The organism is Paenibacillus sp. FSL R5-0341 (assembly GCF_037975235.1).
GTDB lineage: Bacteria > Bacillota > Bacilli > Paenibacillales > Paenibacillaceae > Paenibacillus > Paenibacillus amylolyticus_A.
This window is the reverse complement of sequence record NZ_CP150241.1, coordinates 6,268,160-6,287,749: the sequence shown is the minus strand read 5'-3', so window position 1 is coordinate 6,287,749 and position 19,590 is coordinate 6,268,160. Positions and strand designations below refer to the sequence as shown.

Genomic DNA, 19,590 nt, shown 5'->3' with positions numbered 1-19,590 from the left:
AAAGGAGATCCTGTATGCAAAAATCGAGTAGTGACCGGTTGTTCTACGGATGTGTCTACCTGCTGACCATACTGGCGGTCGTGATTACGTTGTATCCCTTCCTGTACGTAATCAGTATTTCATTCAGCTCGGTGGATGCCATCGACAAACAAAAAGTCGTGCTGTGGCCTGTCGGTTTCACCCTGTCAGGTTATCAAATGGTCCTGCAATACAAGGAGTTGTGGGTGTCATTCTACAACACCGTCTGGTACACCGTGGTTGGCACACTGTTGAACATCGTGGCAACATGCCTCGCCGCCTTTCCGTTATCGAGACAGCAATTTTTTCTGCGTAGAAAACTGAATTTTTTCATTGCCTTCACGATGTATTTCTCGGGTGGACTCATTCCGGTCTATATGCTCATTACCTCACTTGGACTGTACAATACCCGCTGGGTCATGGTGCTGCCTGTGCTGGTGATTACGTTTAACGTCATGATCTGCCGCTCGGCTTTTGAAGGAATACCGAATGAGATATTCGAGAGTGCCAGCATAGACGGGGCCAACGAGATGACAATGCTATACCGTCTGGCGGTTCCCATCATTAAGCCAACACTGGCTGTACTTACCCTGTACTATGCGGTATTCCACTGGAACAACTTCTTCTCGGCCCTATTATATTTGGGCAAACAGGATATGCAGCCCTTACAGATGTTCCTGCGAAGAGTGCTGATCATGGCTTCGCCGGAAGTGATGCAGAAGATGGGAGGTACGATGACTTCGGGCGCACTAGCGGTCTCCTCCCTTCAGGTTCGTTATGTATCCATTGTGGTCAGTATTCTGCCGATTGTTACGATCTACCCGTTTATCCAACGGTACTTCGTTAAGGGCATCACCCTCGGAGCCGTGAAAGGATAGCTTTAATTACTTAAGTGTCATGTCATTCAAGGGAGTTCAAAGTGGATCATACCTAAGGAGGAATGATGGATGAGATTTAAAGGGGCAGGAAGAAAAAGTGTAATGGCAGCGATACTGGCAATCAGCCTTGCGGGTTGTAGCGGTGGAACAGGGGCGGGGAATGATGCGGGAAGTACCCCAACCAGCTCGGAACCAGCATTTAATTACACTGGTGCAGGTCCTGTAACCGATCAGCCGGATGCTAAATTGTCTGTTCTCGGCACCAACGCATGGACGACCAATGTGGATCTGTCTACCGCCGCAATCGTGAAGAAAATCGAGAGCAATGCTGGTGTTGAGGTCGATTGGGATCTCATTCCGCCGCAGAACTACGCGGATGCTGTGAATCCGAGGCTGGCTGCGGGTACGGGATTGCCAGATATCGTTTATCTGCCGGATCAGGATCAGCTCATGAAATACATTAATAGTGGTCTGTTTATCCCGATTAACGAACTGGTGGATAAGTACGGTGTGAATCTCAAAAAAATATATGAAAAGTCCCCTTCGGTTAAAGCCAGTTTAACGACGCCAGATGGTAAAATGTATTATATCCCGCAGCAGACGCTCACCCGCAACTATATGCCAGTGTTTATGATCAATCAGCGCTGGCTGAAGCAGCTGGGATTGAACGAACCGACTACACTGGATGAGTTCACGGCGATGCTGCGCAAATTCAAGACGGATGACCCGAATGGCAACGGGCAGGCTGATGAAATTCCACTGTCCATGGAATCGAAATTTGTGTCGATGGCCTTTGGCCCGGCGTTTGGACTTGATCTGTCCAATCAATTCTATGCAGACGATCAAGGCAAGGTACATTTCAGCTATTATGAGCCTGCCTATAAGGAATATCTCACCTATTTAAACGGACTGTACAAAGAAGGCCTGCTTGGCGTGGATTATGCCAGTACGACAAGTGATCAGGTGACCTCGCGCATCTCTCAGGATGTGACGGGAGCGACGTTTAATTTTAGCTGGTACATGTCGATGGTCTACAGCCCGCTCTTCAAGGATTATGATCCGGCAGAGCCCATCTTCAAAGGCATCTTGCCACTAAAAGGACCGCATGGCGATCAGTTCTATGTAGGACGTACACCGGTAAGTGGCATCTTCGGCATTACACGTGACAGCAAAAATCCGGAGCTTGCTTTCCGTTTCCTGGACTATGCCGTAAGTGAGGAAGCGCAGACGTATTATACGTGGGGTATCAAGGACGATACGTATACGGAAGAGAACGGCGTGAAGACATTCACGGACAAAGGCAAAGACAATGAATACATTCAGAAGCTCGGCATCGGTCCGGTCAATCTGCCTAACATTCAATCCACCGACTCTGCTGATTCTGTCGTAGCCGAATGGCATGCCAAGTTCGATAAGGAGCTGGAGCCTTACATCCGTGAGCCGTTCCCGTTTGTCTACGCACTGACGGATGAAGCGAGTGTGGAGAGCATGGCGATGCCTGACATCACGACATATGTGGAAGAGATGAACTTCAAATTTATTAGCGGAGACGCCAGTCTGGATCAGTTCGACAGTTATATTGAAACATTGAAAAAGATGAATATTGAGCAGGTTATTGCGGGTAGACAGGCGCAGTATGATCGATATAAAGCTGCACAGCAATAAGTTTCCCAAGGTATGAAGGGTGTTGATTGATTTTGATAACCATTAAAGACATTGCCAAATTGGCGGGGGTGAGCTATAGCACGGTATCCAAGGCCCTTAACGATGATCCGCGGATCAAACCGGCGACGAAACAGAAGGTGCTCGCCGTTGCGGAGAAACACCAGTATCGGAAAAACATGTTGGCTCGTCAGCTCTCCACAGGCAGAAGTAATATCATCGGTTTTGTGCTGGATGAACTGAGTAATCCGTTGTTCTCGAACATATCCGGCAGTCTGCACGCAGAACTGAAGAAACGGGGATACCAGATGATTCTGGTCGTCGCCGATGACGGGGTGGATGTCTTCAGCCAGCTTCGCGTGGACGGTTGTATCCTGTGGGACTATGCCTTGGACAATCGGGATGTATTTTGGAAAAAGTTTGCCACGCTCAACATGCCATGTTTCGTGCTGGGTACAGATGAGACGCCGAACTCTCCATACATTAAGATTGATCGGAAAGAGGGCATATTCAAAGCAGTGGAGCACCTGCAATCACTGGGTCATACCCGAATCGGTTTTATTGGCAACTCGCAAAATATCAAACTGGAAGGATACAGGGAGGCTATGCAGCGCACAGGCCTGGTGTTCAACGAAGACCATGTACTGCCAGCATACTCCTCTTGGGAGGACGGATATTTTGCCATACGTCATCATACATTTGGCCCGGATTCGCCCACGGCTTTTATCGGATTGAACAACCTGGTGACCCGGGGAGCGCTGCGGGCTCTGCTTGAAGCAGGTTACAGCGTCCCCGGGGATATCTCATTAATTGGTTACGATGATCTGCCAGATATGCAATACGCTGAGGTCGCACTGACAACGATCGGACCACCGCTGGATGAACTGGCTGCGCAGGCGGCAGAGCTGATTGTATCGTTGATACGTGATGAACAGGTGGACTATCCGGTAGTAATTCAGCCGAAGCTGAATCATCGTAATTCAACGGCAAAGTGTCAGTAACGACGAACAAGAATGATTAGACGCACATGTGCACGTTAAGGATGGTACAACATTCAAGGAGGTGTCCGTTATGCAAGTACAGACGCAATTATCCTGGTCTGAGCGAATAGCAGAGACGATTATCCAGCAATGTGATGGGGACGGGTATCATGCGTTTCCTTCTGAACGATGGGCTTATGTTCAGGGTATGACACTAATGGCAATGGCGCAAACGGGGAAACAGTACGGTAAGGACGAGTATATTGCTTTTATGAAGAGACATATGGATATGTATGTGCAGCAAGAGGGTTCCATTGCGACGTATTCACTTGAAGAATACAACCTGGATCAGATCAATCAGGGCACAAACCTGTTTGGGCTGATGGAAACTACCGAAGATCAGCGTTACGCGGAAGCCGCACATCTACTGGCGGCGCAACTTGCAGGGCAGCCCCGAACATCTGAGGGCGGCTTTTGGCACAAAAAGATTTATCCTTTCCAGATGTGGCTGGACGGATTGTATATGTCATCGCCTTTTCTGGCTCAGTATGCGAAGCAGTTCAACCGACCGGAATTATGGGATGAGGTAGCTCATCAGATTCTGCTGATTGAACGCAAGACACGTGATCCACGCACCGGACTGCTTTATCATGGCTGGGATGAATCGAAGGAACAGGTCTGGGCAGATTCATTGACGGGATGTTCGGCTCACTTCTGGAGTCGTGCCATGGGTTGGTATGCGATGGCTATTGTAGACAGCGTGGAGCATTTCCCTGTGCATCATCCAAAGCGCGGAACGATTATTGGCATCTTCGAGCGGATGTGTAACGCGTTGGTTCGGGTGCAGGAGCAGGAGAGTGGGCTGTGGTTCCAAGTGCTTGATCAGGGTTTCCGCAAAGGCAATTATCTGGAAGCTTCCGGCTCTAGTATGTTCGTGTATGCACTCGCGAAGGGTGTACGCTTGCGTTATCTGGAGCCACATTTTAGAGAGGCAGCGGATAAAGGTTGGAACGGACTCACCTCCAGACTGGTGGAAGAAACCGCTGACGGAGTGAAGCTGAATGGAATCTGCCACGGGGCAGGACTCAGTCTGGACCGGGACGGATCTTACAGCTACTATGTGAGCGAAGCAATTGTAAGCGATTCCTTTATGGGCATGGCTCCGCTGTTGCTGGCTGCGTTGGAAATGGAGCGATTGCCATGAGCAAGCAGGTATCAACAGATACAAATCTGGGTCAATCGATGCGATATTATACCGTTTCTCCGGATGGAACGGGTGATTATGCTACCATACAAGCTGCAATTGATGCCGCTCCGGACCACGGAACCGAAAGCTTCATGATTCGAATTAAGGCAGGCGTATATTACGAGAAGCTAGATATTGAGAAGCCTATGATTCATCTGATCGGTGAGGGAGCGGAGCATACGATCATTACATATGATGATTATGCGCTCAAGAAGTTCCCGGATGGGTCGCAGTATCATACTTTTCATTCTTATACAGCTTTCATCGGAGCAGACGATTTTACAGCAGAGCAAATATCCTTCGTTAACTCAGCCGGGCCGGGCAAGGTAGTAGGTCAGGCGTTGGCTGTGTACGTGGATGGAGATCGGGCAGCGTTCCGCAGTTGTCGCTTCATCGGCCATCAGGATACGATCTTTACCGGACCATTGCCAGAGCAGCCGCTGGATCGCAGCTACTTTGGCGGGCCACGGGATGGGGCGGAGCGGCGTAAGCTGCGTCAATATTATGAGCACTGCTACATTGAGGGCGACATCGATTTTATTTTTGGCTCGGCTACGGCAGTGTTCAAGGGTTGTGAGATCTTTGCCAAGAACCGTTTGTCCGATACGGCGATTGCGAATGGCGAAGTGAACGGCTGGATTACCGCAGCATCTACACCCGAGGATGTACGTTATGGGTATGTATTTATCGATTGTGATCTCACCAGCAATGCACCTCCCCAGTCGGTATACCTCGGCAGGCCATGGCGTAATCATGCCAAAGTCTGTTTCTTGAATTGTTGGATCGGTGCTCATGTGAAACAGGTGGGCTGGCATAACTGGAACAAGGCAGATGCTGAAGCGACGGTTGGATATGCGGAGTATAACAGCGCGGGGCCTGGTGCGGATGATACATCAGGTCGTGTACCTTGGGCCAAGTTCCTGACAGAGCAAGAAGCTGCGGAGTATTCCATATCCCGTGTGCTATCTGGTAATGATGGCTGGCAGCCACATGAGAAACTAGGATAAGCGTAGAACGATTACTATAAAATATCAAAAAAGCCTCCATACTCCCCGCTGACGCGAAGAGTATGGAGGCTTTGGAGTATCATTCTTTAATTAGAAATCGAAGTTGTCAGGATCGGGTCCAACGCGCACATCTTCGTTCAGGGCGCTGATCTGATCCATCTCTTCATTTGAAAGTTCAAAGTCGAAGATGGAGGAGTTCTCGATAATCCGCTGTTCTTTGGTCGACTTCGGAATAGTAATGACCCCATTTTGCAGATCCCAACGCAAAATGACTTGTGCAACCGATTTGCCTTTGGCTGAAGCAATCGACGTGAGTACCGGATTGTCCAGTAACTGACCCTGCATCAGAGGTGACCAAGCTTCAAGTTGAATACTATGCTTTTCACAGAAAGCTTTAAGTTCAACCTGAGTCAGGCGAGGGTGGTATTCCACCTGATTGATCATCGGCTTCACTTTGGCATCCTGCATCAGGTCTTCGAGATGGTGAATCTGGAAGTTGCTTACGCCAATGGCCTTAATACGGCCGGCTGCATACAGCTCCTCGATTGCTTTCCAGGCTGCTTTGTATTTGCCTGCCTTAGGCCAGTGGATTAGGTACAGGTCGAGGTATTCCAATCCCAGTTTGTTCAATGTGGTATCAAAAGCCGCAAGTGTCTCCTCATATCCGAGGTCTGCATTCCATACTTTGGATGTCACGAACAACTCTTCACGTTTCAGATTGTTTTCTTTCAAGGCTTCGGCAATGGCTTGGCCCACGCCAGCTTCATTGCCGTATATTGCGGCAGTATCGATACTGCGGTAGCCATGTTTAATCGCATTTTTCACAGCTTCAATCAATTCAGATCCTTCTTCTACCTTAAATACGCCAAGTCCAAACCAAGGCATATGAACACCGTTATGCAAAGTTACTGTAGATTGTAAATGTTGTGCGGTTTGAGCTGTTGTCATGAGAGTTCCTCCTTCAAATGTGTAAAAATCAGTCATTTCAAGCTGAATTGCCGTTATTTCATCATACAAAATCAAATCATACTAGATCAAATAGGGCTCAACGTATATAGTATAGTAAAATACGATTTGAAACCGGTTCCCTTCAATGGCTGGAACCGATACACAAAAGCCTGCGCCTGTGGTCGGAATGAAGCTTAGAACGAAACTTTCTCCATTTAGGCTGGTACTTGTTGATCCTTGTTTTCCAGCATTTTAGCCCACGCGGTCAGGATTACAGCTACGAGAACCATCAAGGCGCCGACCCATGTCGTGTGAATCAGACCGATGGAGTCATTGATCACGCCACCCAGATAGGCACCTATGGCAATGCCTGCATTAAATGCTGCGATGTTGAAAGCTGAGGCTACATCCTTGGCCTGTGGTGCATATCGTTCAGCCAAGGTTACAACATACATCTGAAGACCAGGCACATTCATGAAGGCCAGTAATCCCATGCCCATAATGGTGAGCAATGCTGCCAACTTGAATGGGACCGTAAAGTACATGATGCCCAGAATGATGGTCTGAATGATGAACATGTAGAAGAGCGCCTTGAGCGGGTTGCGATTGGCTGCTCTGCCGCCGATGATATTACCGACTGCAATGGCGATTCCGTACAACAATAGAATGAACGCTACCGTTTTCTCAGAATAGCCGCTGATATCATGCAATAACGGGGACAGATACGTAAAAACAACAAATGTTCCTCCGTACCCAACAGCAGTAATGGCAAAAGCAAGCAGCAAGCGCCCACCTGTAACCAGCTTCAGCTGATCCCGGAATGCCGTTCGTGTTCCACGTTTTAACGTGGATGGCACGAGTATCAGGTTTCCGATCATCGCAATGATGCCAACCACAACAATGAGGATAAAGGCAGCGCGCCAGCCCCAATGTTGACCGATGAGGGTACCGAGAGGTACACCTGTTACCGTGGCGATCGTTAGCCCGGAGAACATGATGGCAATGGCGCTTGCTCTGCGATTGGCAGGTACCAGATCGGCTGCAATCGTGGAGCCGATGGACATGAATACGCCGTGAGCCAGAGCGGATACCACTCGTGCAATGAGTAACATGGTGATACCCGTTGATAGTGCAGCCATCGTGTTACCGGCAATGAAGACAACCATGATGGCAAGCAGTAACGTTTTGCGTGATACGGTAGACGTCAGTGAGGTTAGGATAGGAGCCCCAAAGGTAACGCCTAAGGCATATAAAGTAACGGTCAGTCCCGCTGTAGTTACGGAAATGCCGAGATCATCTGCAATAAGGGGCAGTAGCCCGACGCTGATAAACTCTGTAGTACCGATAGCGAACGCACTAATGGCCAGCGCTAGCAGCGCCCACGTGCTGCGTTTTGAATCTTGTAACATTTCTTGCTGGGCTCCCCAGAATGTAGATTTACGTACCGGCAAATGCTATTATGAGTTATTCGGTATAGATTGAATAGTACGTACTTTTTAGTACCCTACGTACTTTTTGGTGCCTATACAGCATGCGACGGATGTAATCCAATTCATCAGGGAGGAAGCAAGATATGGTTCGAAAAAAATATAACATCTCGGTTGAAGCTACCCTTGAGGTGATCGGTGGCAAGTGGAAATGCGTCATTCTCTGTCACCTGACACATGGGAAAAAGCGAACCAGTGATCTCAAGCGTATTATGCCCGCAATTACACAGAAAATGTTAACACAGCAACTGAGGGAGCTTGAGAACGACAGGATCGTCAACCGGATTGTATATAATCAGGTCCCTCCCAAAGTGGAGTACGAATTGAGTGATTATGGCCGCAGTTTGGAACCGATTCTCAATGCGCTCTGTAATTGGGGAGATCAGCATATTGTGAAGGAATACGGAGATAAATCAGCAGTGCTGGAAGACAATGGGCTCAATGATTTTAACTCAGACAATAGGGAGCTGGTGCAGCCGTGAACTATGAGATTCTATATGATGGTGCTTTTGCGATGCTTAAAGTACATTTGCAGCGGGGAGAGCGGTTCAAGGCGGAGAGTGGTGCGATGGTATCCATGACTCCGACGGTTGAACTGAAGGGTTCAGCAGAAGGTGGGATGTTTGCCGGGTTCGGTCGGATGCTGAGCGGGGAGAAGTTCTTCTTTCAGGAATTGACGGCTGCGGGCGGATCGGCAGAGATTCTGCTCTCACCTTCAAGCATGGGCGATGTGGAAGCCGTTGAATTGGACGGTTCCTATTCACTCTATGTGCAGAAAGACGGATTTCTGGCAGGAACTGAAGGCATTCAGGTGAATACCAAAATGCAAAACCTGAAGAAAGGTCTCTTTTCGGGAGAGGGTTTCTTTATTATTGAGATTAGTGGGCGTGGAACCGTATTTCTGTCTTCCTATGGTGCAATCCATGCAATCAATCTGGCCGCGGGTGAAGAAATGATCGTGGATAATGCCCATTTGGTGGCATGGCCTCATTATGTAGATTACCGCATTGAGAAAGCTTCACAGGGCTGGTTATCCAGTGTTACAAGTGGAGAAGGATTGGTATGTCGGTTCCGTGGAGAAGGAACCATTCTTATACAGAGCCGCAATCCGCAAGGATTCGGACAATGGGTGAAGCAGTTCATTCCTACGCGCTAAATATTTTTATAGAAGAATACACAGAGTTGCAACGGATGTGTTTCCATCATCGTTATATGAATAACGGACTTACTGTAATATCTGATGGATACATATTCTGTTGCACAAGGTCGCACATCATGGAGGTATGAGATGACAAGCTCACAGTATAAAAACGCACAAGAAAGCCCGGGATACCTGCTGTGGCAGGTAACAGCGATGTGGCAAAAGGAAGTACGTCGGGTGTTGGAGCCACTCGAACTAACACAGCCCCAATTTGTATTGTTGCACGCCTGTTTATGGCTCAATGAACACGATGAGGAAGGCAAAGGCGTAACTCAGGTTCAGATTGCTCAGTTTGCCAAGGTGGATGTTAACGTGACTTCTCAGGTTCTGCGTGCACTTGAAAAGAGAGGATTAATTACCCGCGCTCGTCATCAGACGGATACGCGTGCCAATATTATCACAACAACGGAAGAAGGAACCCGATTGGCTGTGGAGGGAATTCATCTTGTTGAGGAATCGGACAAGGCATTCTTCGAAACTTTGGATGATCGTAAGGGAGAGTATTTGGAGATCATGCAGGAGTTTCTTCGCCAAAAAACAGAGGGCTAATCCATAATATAATTTTTTTTATTTTATTAAACTACATAATGTAGTGGAACTGGAAGTTTTTCTAATTACTAATAATTATAGCGTTGCTACAAAATACAAATAGACCTCCTGACTTTATCCGTCAGGAGGTTTATTTCAGTTGTTTTAATCGATTCGATAGGATGCAAACGGCTCGCGGCGACGGAAAGAGTCACTGATCTGATCCAGATCGGCCAACAGCTCATCGGGCAGTGACATGTCCAAACTAGCCAAATTATGTTCCAGCTGTTCGGTGCGTGTAGCACCCACAATCACTGTGGATACAGCTGGACGTGTCAGTAGCCATGCGAGCGACAGCACACTTGGGGAACAGCCATATGAGGCAGCTTTAGCACTCACTTGTTCACTTAGTTGGATATTATGCTCCAGCAGGAAACGGTTGAAGGACGGATCGGTGTCTGCTCTGGAACCAGAAGGCACGCTGGCCTGTCCGTTATATTTACCTGTCAGGATACCGCCTGCCAGCGGGAAATACGGGATAATGCCTACCCCCTGATCGAGACACATCGGAACCAGTTCAAGCTCAGGTGTACGGTCTGCCAGAGAGTAGCTGGTTTGGGTGGAGATGTAGCGCATATAACCTTTCTGTTCACTGATCCCCAGAGCTTTCATCAGCTCCCAGGCTGCGTAGTTGGAGGCTCCGATGTAACGAACTTTGCCGGAAGTGACCATATCGTCCAGTGTGCGCAGTGTTTCATCCAGCGGTGTATGCGGATCAAAGGTATGGATCTGGTACAGATCCACATAATCCGTTTGCAGACGCCGCAGGCTATGTTCCAGCTCTTGTTGCAAATGGTAGCGGGAGGAACCCCGCCCATGGGGACCATCATGCCGGGGAAGTCCGGCTTTGGTAGCAAGCACCGCGTTTTCCCGTCGACCTGTGAGAGCCTGTCCAATGATACGTTCCGATTCCGTACCTGCGTAGATATTGGCGGTATCAATAAAGTTGATGCCCTGATCCATCGCTGCATGAATAATGCGGGTAGAAGCTGCTTCATCTGCGCGTTTGCCAAACGCATTGGTGCCGAGCCCCAGTGCAGATACACGCAGACCACTATTGCCCAAACGTCGATACTCCATCATTCATCGCTCCTTTTCTGTTCATCTTGTAGAGGTAGTTCAAAAAGTCCACTTTTGATTACGAATGATGCCTGGCGGCATCATCAGCATCGAATATGAAATTCAGCCGAAATAAGTAGGGGCTTACGAAGTATGTTTCCTTCGGAAACATTGTAGTTGCTCACGTAGTTTTCCCTACGCTCCGCTACTCCATTTCTAGCTTCATTCCATCTTCTCGGTACTGAAAATCAGACTTTTTGCACATGCATTTGTAATGCAGATTATAACGCAATCTATTGAAAACGTGTTATTAATATAGTTAAATGATTCTAAGAACCCGTTATTAAAGGAGATATGATGGAAAACAGTGCCGCACATTTAACAAGACGGAAGCCGAAGAAACCGAAGAAGAAATGGAAGAAGCCATTGATCATCACCCTAAGTGTGCTGCTTGTGTTGGGAGGACTCGGATTTATCTATCAAAAGCAACTCGTCGTGTTTGCCTTTAACATGTTCGCCTCAGGTACGGTGAAGGAAGCCTTGGATGACTCCTTTAAACCAGCTGGCGATAAGGATGCCCCTGTTGTAGAACATACGGACCCATTCTCACTGTTGTTGCTTGGTATTGACCAACGCGATAACGAACCAAGCCGTTCGGATACCATCATCTATTCCGTCGTGCGTCCAGAAGACAATAAAGTGCTGCTGCTGTCTATTCCACGTGATTCCTATACCGAAATTGTCGGCCGGGATGTGAAGTCGAAGATCAATTCGGCTTATGCCCACGGCGAAGCCAAGATGGCGATGGATACGGTGGAGAATTTGCTGGAGAACAAAGTGGATTTCTATGCCGCGATTAATTTTAACGGGCTCAAGGACATTGTTGATGCGGTGGGCGGTGTTGAACTGCCGATCAAGAAGAACATCGAGAACAAATCAAAAGCGCATGAGAAGCTGTTCGTTGAAGCGAACAAACCGATCTATAGCGGCGAAGAAGCGCTTGGTTATGTGCGTTACCGCGAAGATTCCGATTTCAATCGGACGATGCGTCATCGGATTTTCTTAAGTGCCTTCATGAATCGTGCGCTGGAGGTCAAAAATCTGACCAAAATCCCGGATGTGATCCAGATTGCCGGATCGAATTTTACAACCAACATGACTTCGGACTTCATCGTGAAGTTTGCCGAGTCCTTATATATGAAAGACAGTACACCCACAATCAGCAACTACATGCTGAAGGGGGAAGGCGCGACGCGCAGTGGCGTATGGTTCTACGATCTGTCGGAGGACGATCTGCAATATGTACGTGGTATGATCGCCAGTTGGCTGGACCCGGATGCGACCGAGATTATTGAACCCGAGTCAGCGGATCAGGCAGATACACCAGATGCAGCATAAGCATCCATTCTTATGCAGAATGCTCATATGAATAAAAGTCCGGCGAAGCGGCTGCTTCCCGGCTTTTTTGCGTTTGAAATCCTTTGGATGAAATATTGTACGGATATATCTAATGTTTAAACCTCTTTTTATGGCATACATATAGTAAAATATAGGGAAAAGATTAAACATCAACCAACGGAGGAAACTCATGAAGGAGTTTAAGGAACGGCTTGGGCAGGTTCAGGAGCAGCAGAAGCAACTGGCGAAGGAGTATAACGCCCTGCTCCAGGAATACGAGTCCGATGACCTGATCGTTAAGAATGAACAATTGCAGGAACAGTACGAAGCCCACAAGCTCAAGCTGCAACAGCTTGAACTTCGCTCGCGCAAGATGGAAGAAGAGAATGCACGTCTTCGCATGGCGTTATCCGAACAGATGCTGGACGAGAAGCTGAATCTGATCCGGGTATCCCGGGAGAAGATGGAGACCTATTTTCAAGGGAAAACAGCGGTACATAATGATCGAATTGCATTCCATGAACATCGAACCAAGTCCAATCTAAACGCGCTATACAACCAGGCCGCACAGGAGTTGCAAGAGGATTCTCACGAGGTGAAGGAGAGGATCGCTTACCTTGCGGCAGAGGTGAATGAGCGTATTGAATCGCACAGACGAGCCGTTCGGGAGAGAGAAGAGGCTCTGCGTGGGCACATGGAACGTGGATATGAGCAGATGGCGGAGGAAGGGTTGAGCGAAGAGACCATTCAACGCCGGATTAAGCAGAATCGCATGGAGATGAAGATTGGACTCAGCTGGATCAACAAGGTTGCCATCCTGCTCCTCATTCTGGGGGTTGGAGCAGCGTTCCGTTACTCGTACTCGACCTGGTTTAATGACGAGATGAAGAGCGGAGCCTTTTTCCTGCTCGGTGCACTGATGCTCGCCGGAGGAGAGTGGCTTTTCCGCCGCAAAAGGCAGACGTTTGCGATGGGGCTGCTCGGCGGCGGGATATCGGTGTTGTTCGGCTCCATCTTCTATAGTTACTTCTTACTGCATATTATCGGGTTATATACGGGACTTGGCTTGTCTGTATTGGTATCGGCAATCTCCGTATTGTTGTCCTTGAGATACCAGTCGAAGACCATCTGTTCACTAGGTTTGGTGGGCGGGTATCTTCCGTTATTCTCCTACATGTTCTCGTTCGGGCTTGAAGGCCCTGCTGTCTATGTAGCCATGATCTATTTGCTGCTCTTAAACGGTATTATTGTTTTCATTTCGTTTGGCAAACGGTGGCCGGTGGTGCACTATATCAGTTTCCTGTTCAACACCCCATCCATGCTCATCCTATTATGGCTGTCGCCAAGTGAGAAGATTGGCATGTTGTATTCCATAGTGACGTTTGCATTATATCTGGGCATTACGCTGGCATATCCATTCAAACACCGGATGAAGTTAACCTGGTGGGATTTCGCTCTACTCGCTATGAATACGAGCATTAGCTGTCTGATGTTATACGTGTTATTTGATGTGGCGGATTGGAATGATGCTCAAGGCTTGCTGGCCTTGATCTTCTGCGTGGTGTATCTAGGCCTCGCACGATTCGTCCAGCGCAATATGGCTCAGGAGAAACAGACGATTCTGCTCTTTTATGTCACTTCCCTGACGTTTGCCATTCTGATTATCCCGTTCCAGTTCGGGGCCAAGTGGTTATCGATGGGCTGGCTGATTGAAGGGGTTCTGCTAGTTACGCTCGGACATCTGAAAAGGCTCAAATCGGTGGAACGTGCAGGTTGGGGCATCGTGCTTCTATGCTTAATCACTTTCATGTACTACGACCTGCTGACGCTATTCTTCATCGGGGAACGTTCTTACTTTATGTTAAAATACTCCAGCGTTACGCTGGGTACACTGCTTATTACATTGTATTATGCCTGGGCAGTTTACAGCAGCTCATCTTCCAGAGAGAGATTCAATTACAGCGCGCTGGAGCTGGGTTTCCTGAACGGATTCAAGTATGTGACACTTGCGAATGTGTGGTTATACGTGCTGTATGAGTCGAATGAATTGTATACCAGAGCTGTCGATGGGACGTTCCTGTTATACATGTTCTATAAGTTGCTCATGTTCGCAGCGCTCACCATTGCATTAGCCTATGGACTGAGTAAGGTGAAGCTACTGCTTGATCGATATGTACAGGTGTATACCGCCTTCCTGCATGCCATTGGTTGCTGTATTGCACTGGCTGTCACCTTAACCATGCCAGCGCTTCAGCCGGAAGTTCAGCAGCATACAGCGGCAGAGATTGTTGGTTTGCTGGTGCTGATCATCTTTAACGTAGGGGTATTCTTTGCAGGAAGGGATCTGCTGATTGCAGGCATCCGTGGTCAGTTCAAGAGCATTGAATGGTACCCGGTTATCGTAGGGGTATACCTGCTAGGGGTTATCACCGTCTTCCTGACGATTCAATTCCAGTGGGGTGATGTGGGGCTGATGTTCAGCCTGATCTATCTGCTACTGGCGATTCTCTATATTGCCTATGGATTCCGTAGAAAATATGTCATGATTCGGCGTCTGGGCCTGGGTCTAACGTTGTTCGCTACGGGTAAGATGGTGTTCTATGATGTGGGGATGCTTACCTCGGGCAGCAAAATATTTGCCTACTTCAGCTTCGGTGTGTTATTGCTGGGGATCTCTTACTTGTATCAGAAGGTGTCCAGCCGGATGGAGGAAATACAGTCCAGAGAGACAGAGAAGCCTGACGCTGAACCGACTGTGCCTGAGGAAGAACAAGACTATCTTTGATTCTGAACGACCGAAGTTGCATTTGCGATTATATGGGGAGGGATTCTTGAAATGGGATTCGACATGAAAATTATGCTTTGGCAACTGTTGTGGCTTGCTGGCCCTGTAGCTCTTATCGTGTATGCGTGGAGGAAATTCGGCGTGAGAAAGAAGCGGCATTGACGTGAGTGCGGATGGTGGGAGTGTCCACTGTCCACTTCACTTCGCTTAGGCAAATAAGTCGTTATCTGTGTTGTTCAACTGATAGAAAGTTTTTCGTGTAGTAGTATAGATTTTTTGTATTAAAATGAGGCTCCGGGCTGCTGCGAACAGCAACCTGGGGCCTTATTGATTTGAGTCTATGGCTTAGCCTAATATGACATTCGTGAAACGTTTTGCGCGGAGATCACGTTATAATAGAGTAGACTTAGGGTTGGATCTTCATTTGTAACCATGAAGTTTCGGTAGCCGATGTGCCTTTCAGTGATTCTCCGCCATCATCGTTCATACGGGAGAGCACGGTTAATGTCATGGACAGGGCGAAGGCGAGTAGTACGTATATGAAAATGTTTTTTTTGTTCATTAGAAGGTACCTCTCTTGTTGAATGAGCTAAAGTATACATCCGGTCGTCATGAGAAAAAAAGCACAACGTCTGGTATAGTAGAGTGAGTAGAACCAAACATAAATCGTTCCTGTATACCACTATATTGAACTATAGCGGGGCAAACAATGGAACAAATCTGATGAATTTATCATTATTATTATGAAATGTTTATAGTACGTGTTCAAAAAGACCGGTTTTCAGTACCGAGAAGATGGGATCTTTGAACAACCTCTTATAGAGATCGAGTGATCGTTGAAGGTGGGAGAATAATATGCGGGAGACGGCAAAAATCGTCATTCGTACGCCAGGACAGGAAAGTGACGGATCATTCGCTTATGTAAGCCAGGGTCGCTCCATTACGGTGGGACGTTATACAGGCGGCAGTGAATTGGACTTGTCTGTCTATAATCAGATGATATCGAAGCGGCATTGCCGCATTCATTATGATGTACAGCAACAGCTATGGATCGAGGATCTGGATAGCAAAAATGGAACCGAACTGAACGGGCAGCGCCTCGTTCCCTATGAGAAATATCCGTTTGGCGAGGGAGACAGCCTGACGTTGGTCAATGGCCTGATCCAGCTTCGCACGGAAGGCGATCTTGGAGAGACGAGGGAATATCGTGTGTCGGATCTGCTGGGTGAGGGTGTGCGTTTACAGGATCACCTGCAAACCGTACAGATCGGTGAAGTGGAGATTCCGCTGTCCAAGAAGGAATATCAGCTGTTCAAGCTGCTGTATAGTCAACTGGACCACTTTGTGACAAGGGAACAAATTGTGGCTCAGGTGTGGCCGGAGCGGAGCATGCTGGAGAGTGAAGCGGTAGGGATCGACGAGATTAACTCGCTGATCTATCGGACGAATCGCAAGCTGGGTGTACATTTTACGATCAAGTCTGTGTACAAAAAAGGGGTATACATGAAGTCTCATGTGCCCGAATGAATGCGTGATAACAAAGGGATGATGCTATGTTCATCGTTCATCTAATTCCATGGCTGATTGCCGTGGTGACATTGATATGTGTCATATCCATCGTACTCGTCAGTTGGAAAAACGGGATCTCCCCGATGCCCACATCCAGTCGTGTCAGACAAGTGGTCATTCAGGAGGTGAACCGTATTCCAGGGTACGGGGATGTGCTCGAAGCCGGCTCCGGATGGGGTACATTGGGAATGGATGTTGTAAGGCATTGCCCTGGTAAAAGGCTGACCGGGATTGAGAATTCTACTATTCCCTTATGGTCTTCCCAGATAATTGCTTATCTCAGTGTTCGCTTACGTCGAGCCAAGGGAAACAAGCACTCTCTCAAGGGCAGACTGCGCTTCATGCGCGGGGATATCTACACCAGTTCTTATGAACATGCAGATTGTGTGATTTGTTATCTGTTTCCGGGAGCGATGACCCGACTTCTGGACAAGTTCAGTCGGGAGCTTCCGCCGGGTGCCAAGGTGATTAGCGTCTGTTTTGCCCTGCCGGGCAAGGAACCGCTACGCACTATAACATGCCGGGATGCCCTGCGTACCAAGGTGTATGTGTATGCTTTTTGATGAAGAAGCTTATGATTGGAGACAGGAGAAACCGGAGGAATGAGACCCTCATGTTTCTGCTTTCGTTCAATGCATGTTATAACTCACGTGGGGTGTATATAGCTATGAATAAACAAGAACAAGTGACTGATCATTTCAGAGAATTATTTAATAAACTGGTCTGGATTAACAAGTCGAAGATGGAAGCCAGTCTTCGTGGTTATAAGTCTTCCGAAGTTCATTGCATTGAATATATTGGAAAGAATATCGATCCCAATGTGACAAAGCTTGCAGAGTCGCTGTATATGACCAAGGGTGCCATAAGTAAATTGACGAAGAAACTTATCGAAAAAAAATTGATCGAAGTCTACCAGAAGCCGGAGAACAAGAAAGAAGTCTATTTCAGACTGGCCGAGAAAGGGACCGTTGTATTCGGTATTCACGAGGAACTTCACCAAGAATTTCAAAAGCGGGATCAGGCTGTGTTTGAGCAGGTAACCGAAGCGCAATTAGATGGAATGCTCAGGTTTATGGAGAAATACAGCAAACATTTGGACGCAGAGATAAAGAAACAGGGTTTGGACATTTAGATAAATGTGTGTAATGGAAGGTTAATACAAAAAGCAACCTACTCTAATCGAGGGTAGGTTGCTTTTTTATTTGAATAATTATTATTGACAAGGAAACAAAAAAGAGTTACATTTTTTGTTGAAAAGGAAACAATAATACAAAGAGGAGACACATATGACTAAAGAAAACGTCAAAACCACTGAATTACCCAAAGAGGTGCTCATGGCAGCCTGGGCTATAGCTCTTGGAGCCATTGCACCTATGCTTGACTCTACCATGGTGAATATTTCCATAGATCAATTAACACATGATTTCAATACAACCTTAAATATTATTCAATGGGCCATTACAGGATATGTTCTGGCTCTTGCCATGGCAGTTCCCATCTCCGGTTGGCTTATGAACAAGTTTAATAGCAAGAAGATTTTCATTGGTGCTGTTATCCTATTTGGAGTGATTTCTATTTTAGTAGGTGTTAGCTGGAACATTTCGAGTTTTATCTTCTTTCGTTTACTTCAAGGGTTCAGCGCAGGGGTGATTACGACCCTCATGTTTACCCTCTTGGTGAAAACGGCAGGGAAAGATCACTTGGGAAAAGTGATGGCCATCGTAAGTACGCCTATGATCTTCGGCCCTATTCTGGGTCCAGTCCTTGGAGGATTCATCGTTCAGGGGGCATCCTGGCAATGGATTTTCTTCATTAACGTGTTCATCGTGTTGATCGCTGCGCCAGTAATGATGAAAACAATTCCTGACTTTGAACCTTTCAACAAAGAGAATAAGCTTGATCTGTTTGGCATTATTAATTTGTCTTCCATGAGCGGGGCTTTAATCTACGGGATAACGAGAGCTGCGGAACATGCTACGTTTAACAATAATGAAACGATCTTATGGGTGGGTATTGGTGTGGGTTTGGCTGTCATATATATGGCTTATAATCTCATTCGCAAGAATCAGACGGTCTTGCCCATGAGTTTGTTTACTTATAAAAGTTTTGCTGCTTCAAGTGCCGGCTTGTTTATGGCAAATATTGCTCTTATGGGCCCGATGTTAATCCTCCCGCTATTCTTTCAAAACTTCCGCCATTTTACGGCGATTGAAACAGCAGTTGCTCTTATCCCCCAAGGGGTTGGGATGCTTGTTACTCGGCCTTTACTTGGAAAAATGATTGATAAAATTGGACCCAAATATGTAGTGATCGTCAGTTTATTTCTTTCTCTCATTGGTTCAATTCCGCTTATTTTCATCTCTGATAAAACAAGTATGATCTGGATTTCCGTTATATTGTTCATTCGTGGTGCGAGTATTGGAGGGATTAGTCTGCCGTTAACAAGTGAAGCATACACTGGGCTTGATAGCACACAGCTCCCTGAAGCGAGTGTGGGCATTAATATGATTGAGAATCTTGGTTCAAGCTTTGGCTCAGCTATTATCGCGACGGTTGTTGCAACGGTCATACAAGGGTTGCAACCAACGGTCATAAATGAGTTGAAGGGGTACCATGCCGGATTTCTATTATCCAGCGTTATTCTTGTAATTATTCTAATCCCTAGTTTGTATCTTACAAATAAAAGGAACGCATGAACAGTTACTCCTGTTCTTCCTGAAAAATGAAAGCACTAGGTCCCGAATTCACTGTTATCGTGATTTCG

The 19,590-nt window shown here is 47.2% G+C and carries 18 protein-coding genes; 14 read left to right on the top strand and 4 right to left on the bottom strand.

What is annotated here, in order from left to right:
• Positions 1-14: 14 nt before the first annotated feature.
• The 5 genes from MKX75_RS28210 to MKX75_RS28190 all read left to right on the top strand — a co-directional run bounded on the left by MKX75_RS28210 (position 15) and on the right by MKX75_RS28190 (position 5,791).
• Positions 15-896: a carbohydrate ABC transporter permease gene (locus MKX75_RS28210; RefSeq protein WP_145150450.1), complete on the top strand. Its 882-nt coding sequence runs from the start codon at positions 15-17 to the stop codon at positions 894-896.
• Positions 897-965: 69 nt separating this feature from the next.
• A complete protein-coding gene (locus tag MKX75_RS28205) occupies positions 966-2,561 on the top strand; it encodes an extracellular solute-binding protein (RefSeq protein ID WP_339167704.1) in 1,596 nt (531 codons plus the stop codon).
• Positions 2,562-2,593: 32 nt separating this feature from the next.
• Complete coding sequence (locus MKX75_RS28200) at positions 2,594-3,559, top strand: LacI family DNA-binding transcriptional regulator (RefSeq protein WP_076332231.1); 966 nt, start codon at positions 2,594-2,596, stop codon at positions 3,557-3,559.
• A 70-nt stretch (positions 3,560-3,629) separates the two neighbouring features.
• Positions 3,630-4,742: a glycoside hydrolase family 88 protein gene (locus MKX75_RS28195; RefSeq protein WP_339167703.1), complete on the top strand. Its 1,113-nt coding sequence runs from the start codon at positions 3,630-3,632 to the stop codon at positions 4,740-4,742.
• A complete protein-coding gene (locus MKX75_RS28190; protein WP_083679559.1) occupies positions 4,739-5,791 on the top strand; it encodes a pectinesterase family protein in 1,053 nt (350 codons plus the stop codon). The genes MKX75_RS28195 and MKX75_RS28190 overlap by 4 nt, the downstream gene beginning before the upstream one ends.
• A 90-nt stretch (positions 5,792-5,881) precedes the next feature.
• Here MKX75_RS28190 and MKX75_RS28185 read toward each other — a convergent pair whose 3' ends face one another.
• Both MKX75_RS28185 and MKX75_RS28180 read right to left on the bottom strand, forming a co-directional pair.
• Positions 5,882-6,739, bottom strand: a complete 858-nt coding sequence (locus MKX75_RS28185; RefSeq protein WP_076332070.1) for an aldo/keto reductase — start codon at positions 6,737-6,739, stop codon at positions 5,882-5,884.
• 215 nt (positions 6,740-6,954) lie between these two features.
• Positions 6,955-8,148, bottom strand: coding sequence for an MFS transporter (locus MKX75_RS28180; protein ID WP_062836689.1), 1,194 nt, complete (start codon positions 8,146-8,148; stop codon positions 6,955-6,957).
• Between the two features lie 164 nt (positions 8,149-8,312).
• On the opposite strand from MKX75_RS28180, the gene MKX75_RS28175 reads away from it, so the two are divergent.
• From MKX75_RS28175 to MKX75_RS28165, 3 genes are all read left to right on the top strand, one after another.
• Positions 8,313-8,708: a winged helix-turn-helix transcriptional regulator gene (locus MKX75_RS28175; RefSeq protein WP_076332068.1), complete on the top strand. Its 396-nt coding sequence runs from the start codon at positions 8,313-8,315 to the stop codon at positions 8,706-8,708.
• Complete coding sequence (locus MKX75_RS28170; RefSeq protein WP_062836691.1) at positions 8,705-9,382, top strand: TIGR00266 family protein; 678 nt, start codon at positions 8,705-8,707, stop codon at positions 9,380-9,382. The genes MKX75_RS28175 and MKX75_RS28170 overlap by 4 nt, the downstream gene beginning before the upstream one ends.
• 132 nt (positions 9,383-9,514) lie before the next feature.
• Positions 9,515-9,976 (top strand): MarR family transcriptional regulator, encoded by a 462-nt coding sequence (locus tag MKX75_RS28165; RefSeq protein WP_062836692.1) that lies wholly within the window; start codon positions 9,515-9,517, stop codon positions 9,974-9,976.
• A gap of 144 nt (positions 9,977-10,120) precedes the next feature.
• On the opposite strand, the gene MKX75_RS28160 is transcribed toward MKX75_RS28165, so the two are convergent.
• Entirely contained in the window at positions 10,121-11,095 is a 975-nt protein-coding gene (locus tag MKX75_RS28160; protein ID WP_339170627.1) for an aldo/keto reductase, read from the bottom strand.
• Between the two features lie 333 nt (positions 11,096-11,428).
• Between MKX75_RS28160 and MKX75_RS28155 the strand changes: the two genes are divergently transcribed.
• Both MKX75_RS28155 and MKX75_RS28150 read left to right on the top strand, forming a co-directional pair.
• Entirely contained in the window at positions 11,429-12,472 is a 1,044-nt protein-coding gene (locus MKX75_RS28155) for an LCP family protein (RefSeq protein WP_339167700.1), read from the top strand.
• A gap of 190 nt (positions 12,473-12,662) precedes the next feature.
• Positions 12,663-15,257: a DUF2339 domain-containing protein gene (locus tag MKX75_RS28150; RefSeq protein WP_339167698.1), complete on the top strand. Its 2,595-nt coding sequence runs from the start codon at positions 12,663-12,665 to the stop codon at positions 15,255-15,257.
• A 406-nt stretch (positions 15,258-15,663) separates the two neighbouring features.
• Here MKX75_RS28150 and MKX75_RS28145 read toward each other — a convergent pair whose 3' ends face one another.
• Positions 15,664-15,819: a hypothetical protein gene (locus MKX75_RS28145; protein ID WP_175623730.1), complete on the bottom strand. Its 156-nt coding sequence runs from the start codon at positions 15,817-15,819 to the stop codon at positions 15,664-15,666.
• A gap of 293 nt (positions 15,820-16,112) precedes the next feature.
• Here MKX75_RS28145 and MKX75_RS28140 point away from each other — a divergent pair, with 293 nt between their 5' ends.
• From MKX75_RS28140 to MKX75_RS28125, 4 genes are all read left to right on the top strand, one after another.
• Complete coding sequence (locus MKX75_RS28140) at positions 16,113-16,784, top strand: FHA domain-containing protein (protein WP_169480002.1); 672 nt, start codon at positions 16,113-16,115, stop codon at positions 16,782-16,784.
• Positions 16,785-16,810: 26 nt separating this feature from the next.
• Positions 16,811-17,389: a class I SAM-dependent methyltransferase gene (locus MKX75_RS28135; protein ID WP_339167694.1), complete on the top strand. Its 579-nt coding sequence runs from the start codon at positions 16,811-16,813 to the stop codon at positions 17,387-17,389.
• Positions 17,390-17,493: 104 nt separating this feature from the next.
• Positions 17,494-17,958 carry a MarR family transcriptional regulator gene (locus tag MKX75_RS28130; protein ID WP_264930984.1) on the top strand — a complete coding sequence of 155 codons (465 nt, stop codon included), beginning with the start codon at positions 17,494-17,496 and terminating at the stop codon, positions 17,956-17,958.
• Positions 17,959-18,112: 154 nt separating this feature from the next.
• A complete protein-coding gene (locus MKX75_RS28125) occupies positions 18,113-19,522 on the top strand; it encodes an MDR family MFS transporter (RefSeq protein ID WP_339167690.1) in 1,410 nt (469 codons plus the stop codon).
• Positions 19,523-19,590 lie beyond the last annotated feature (68 nt).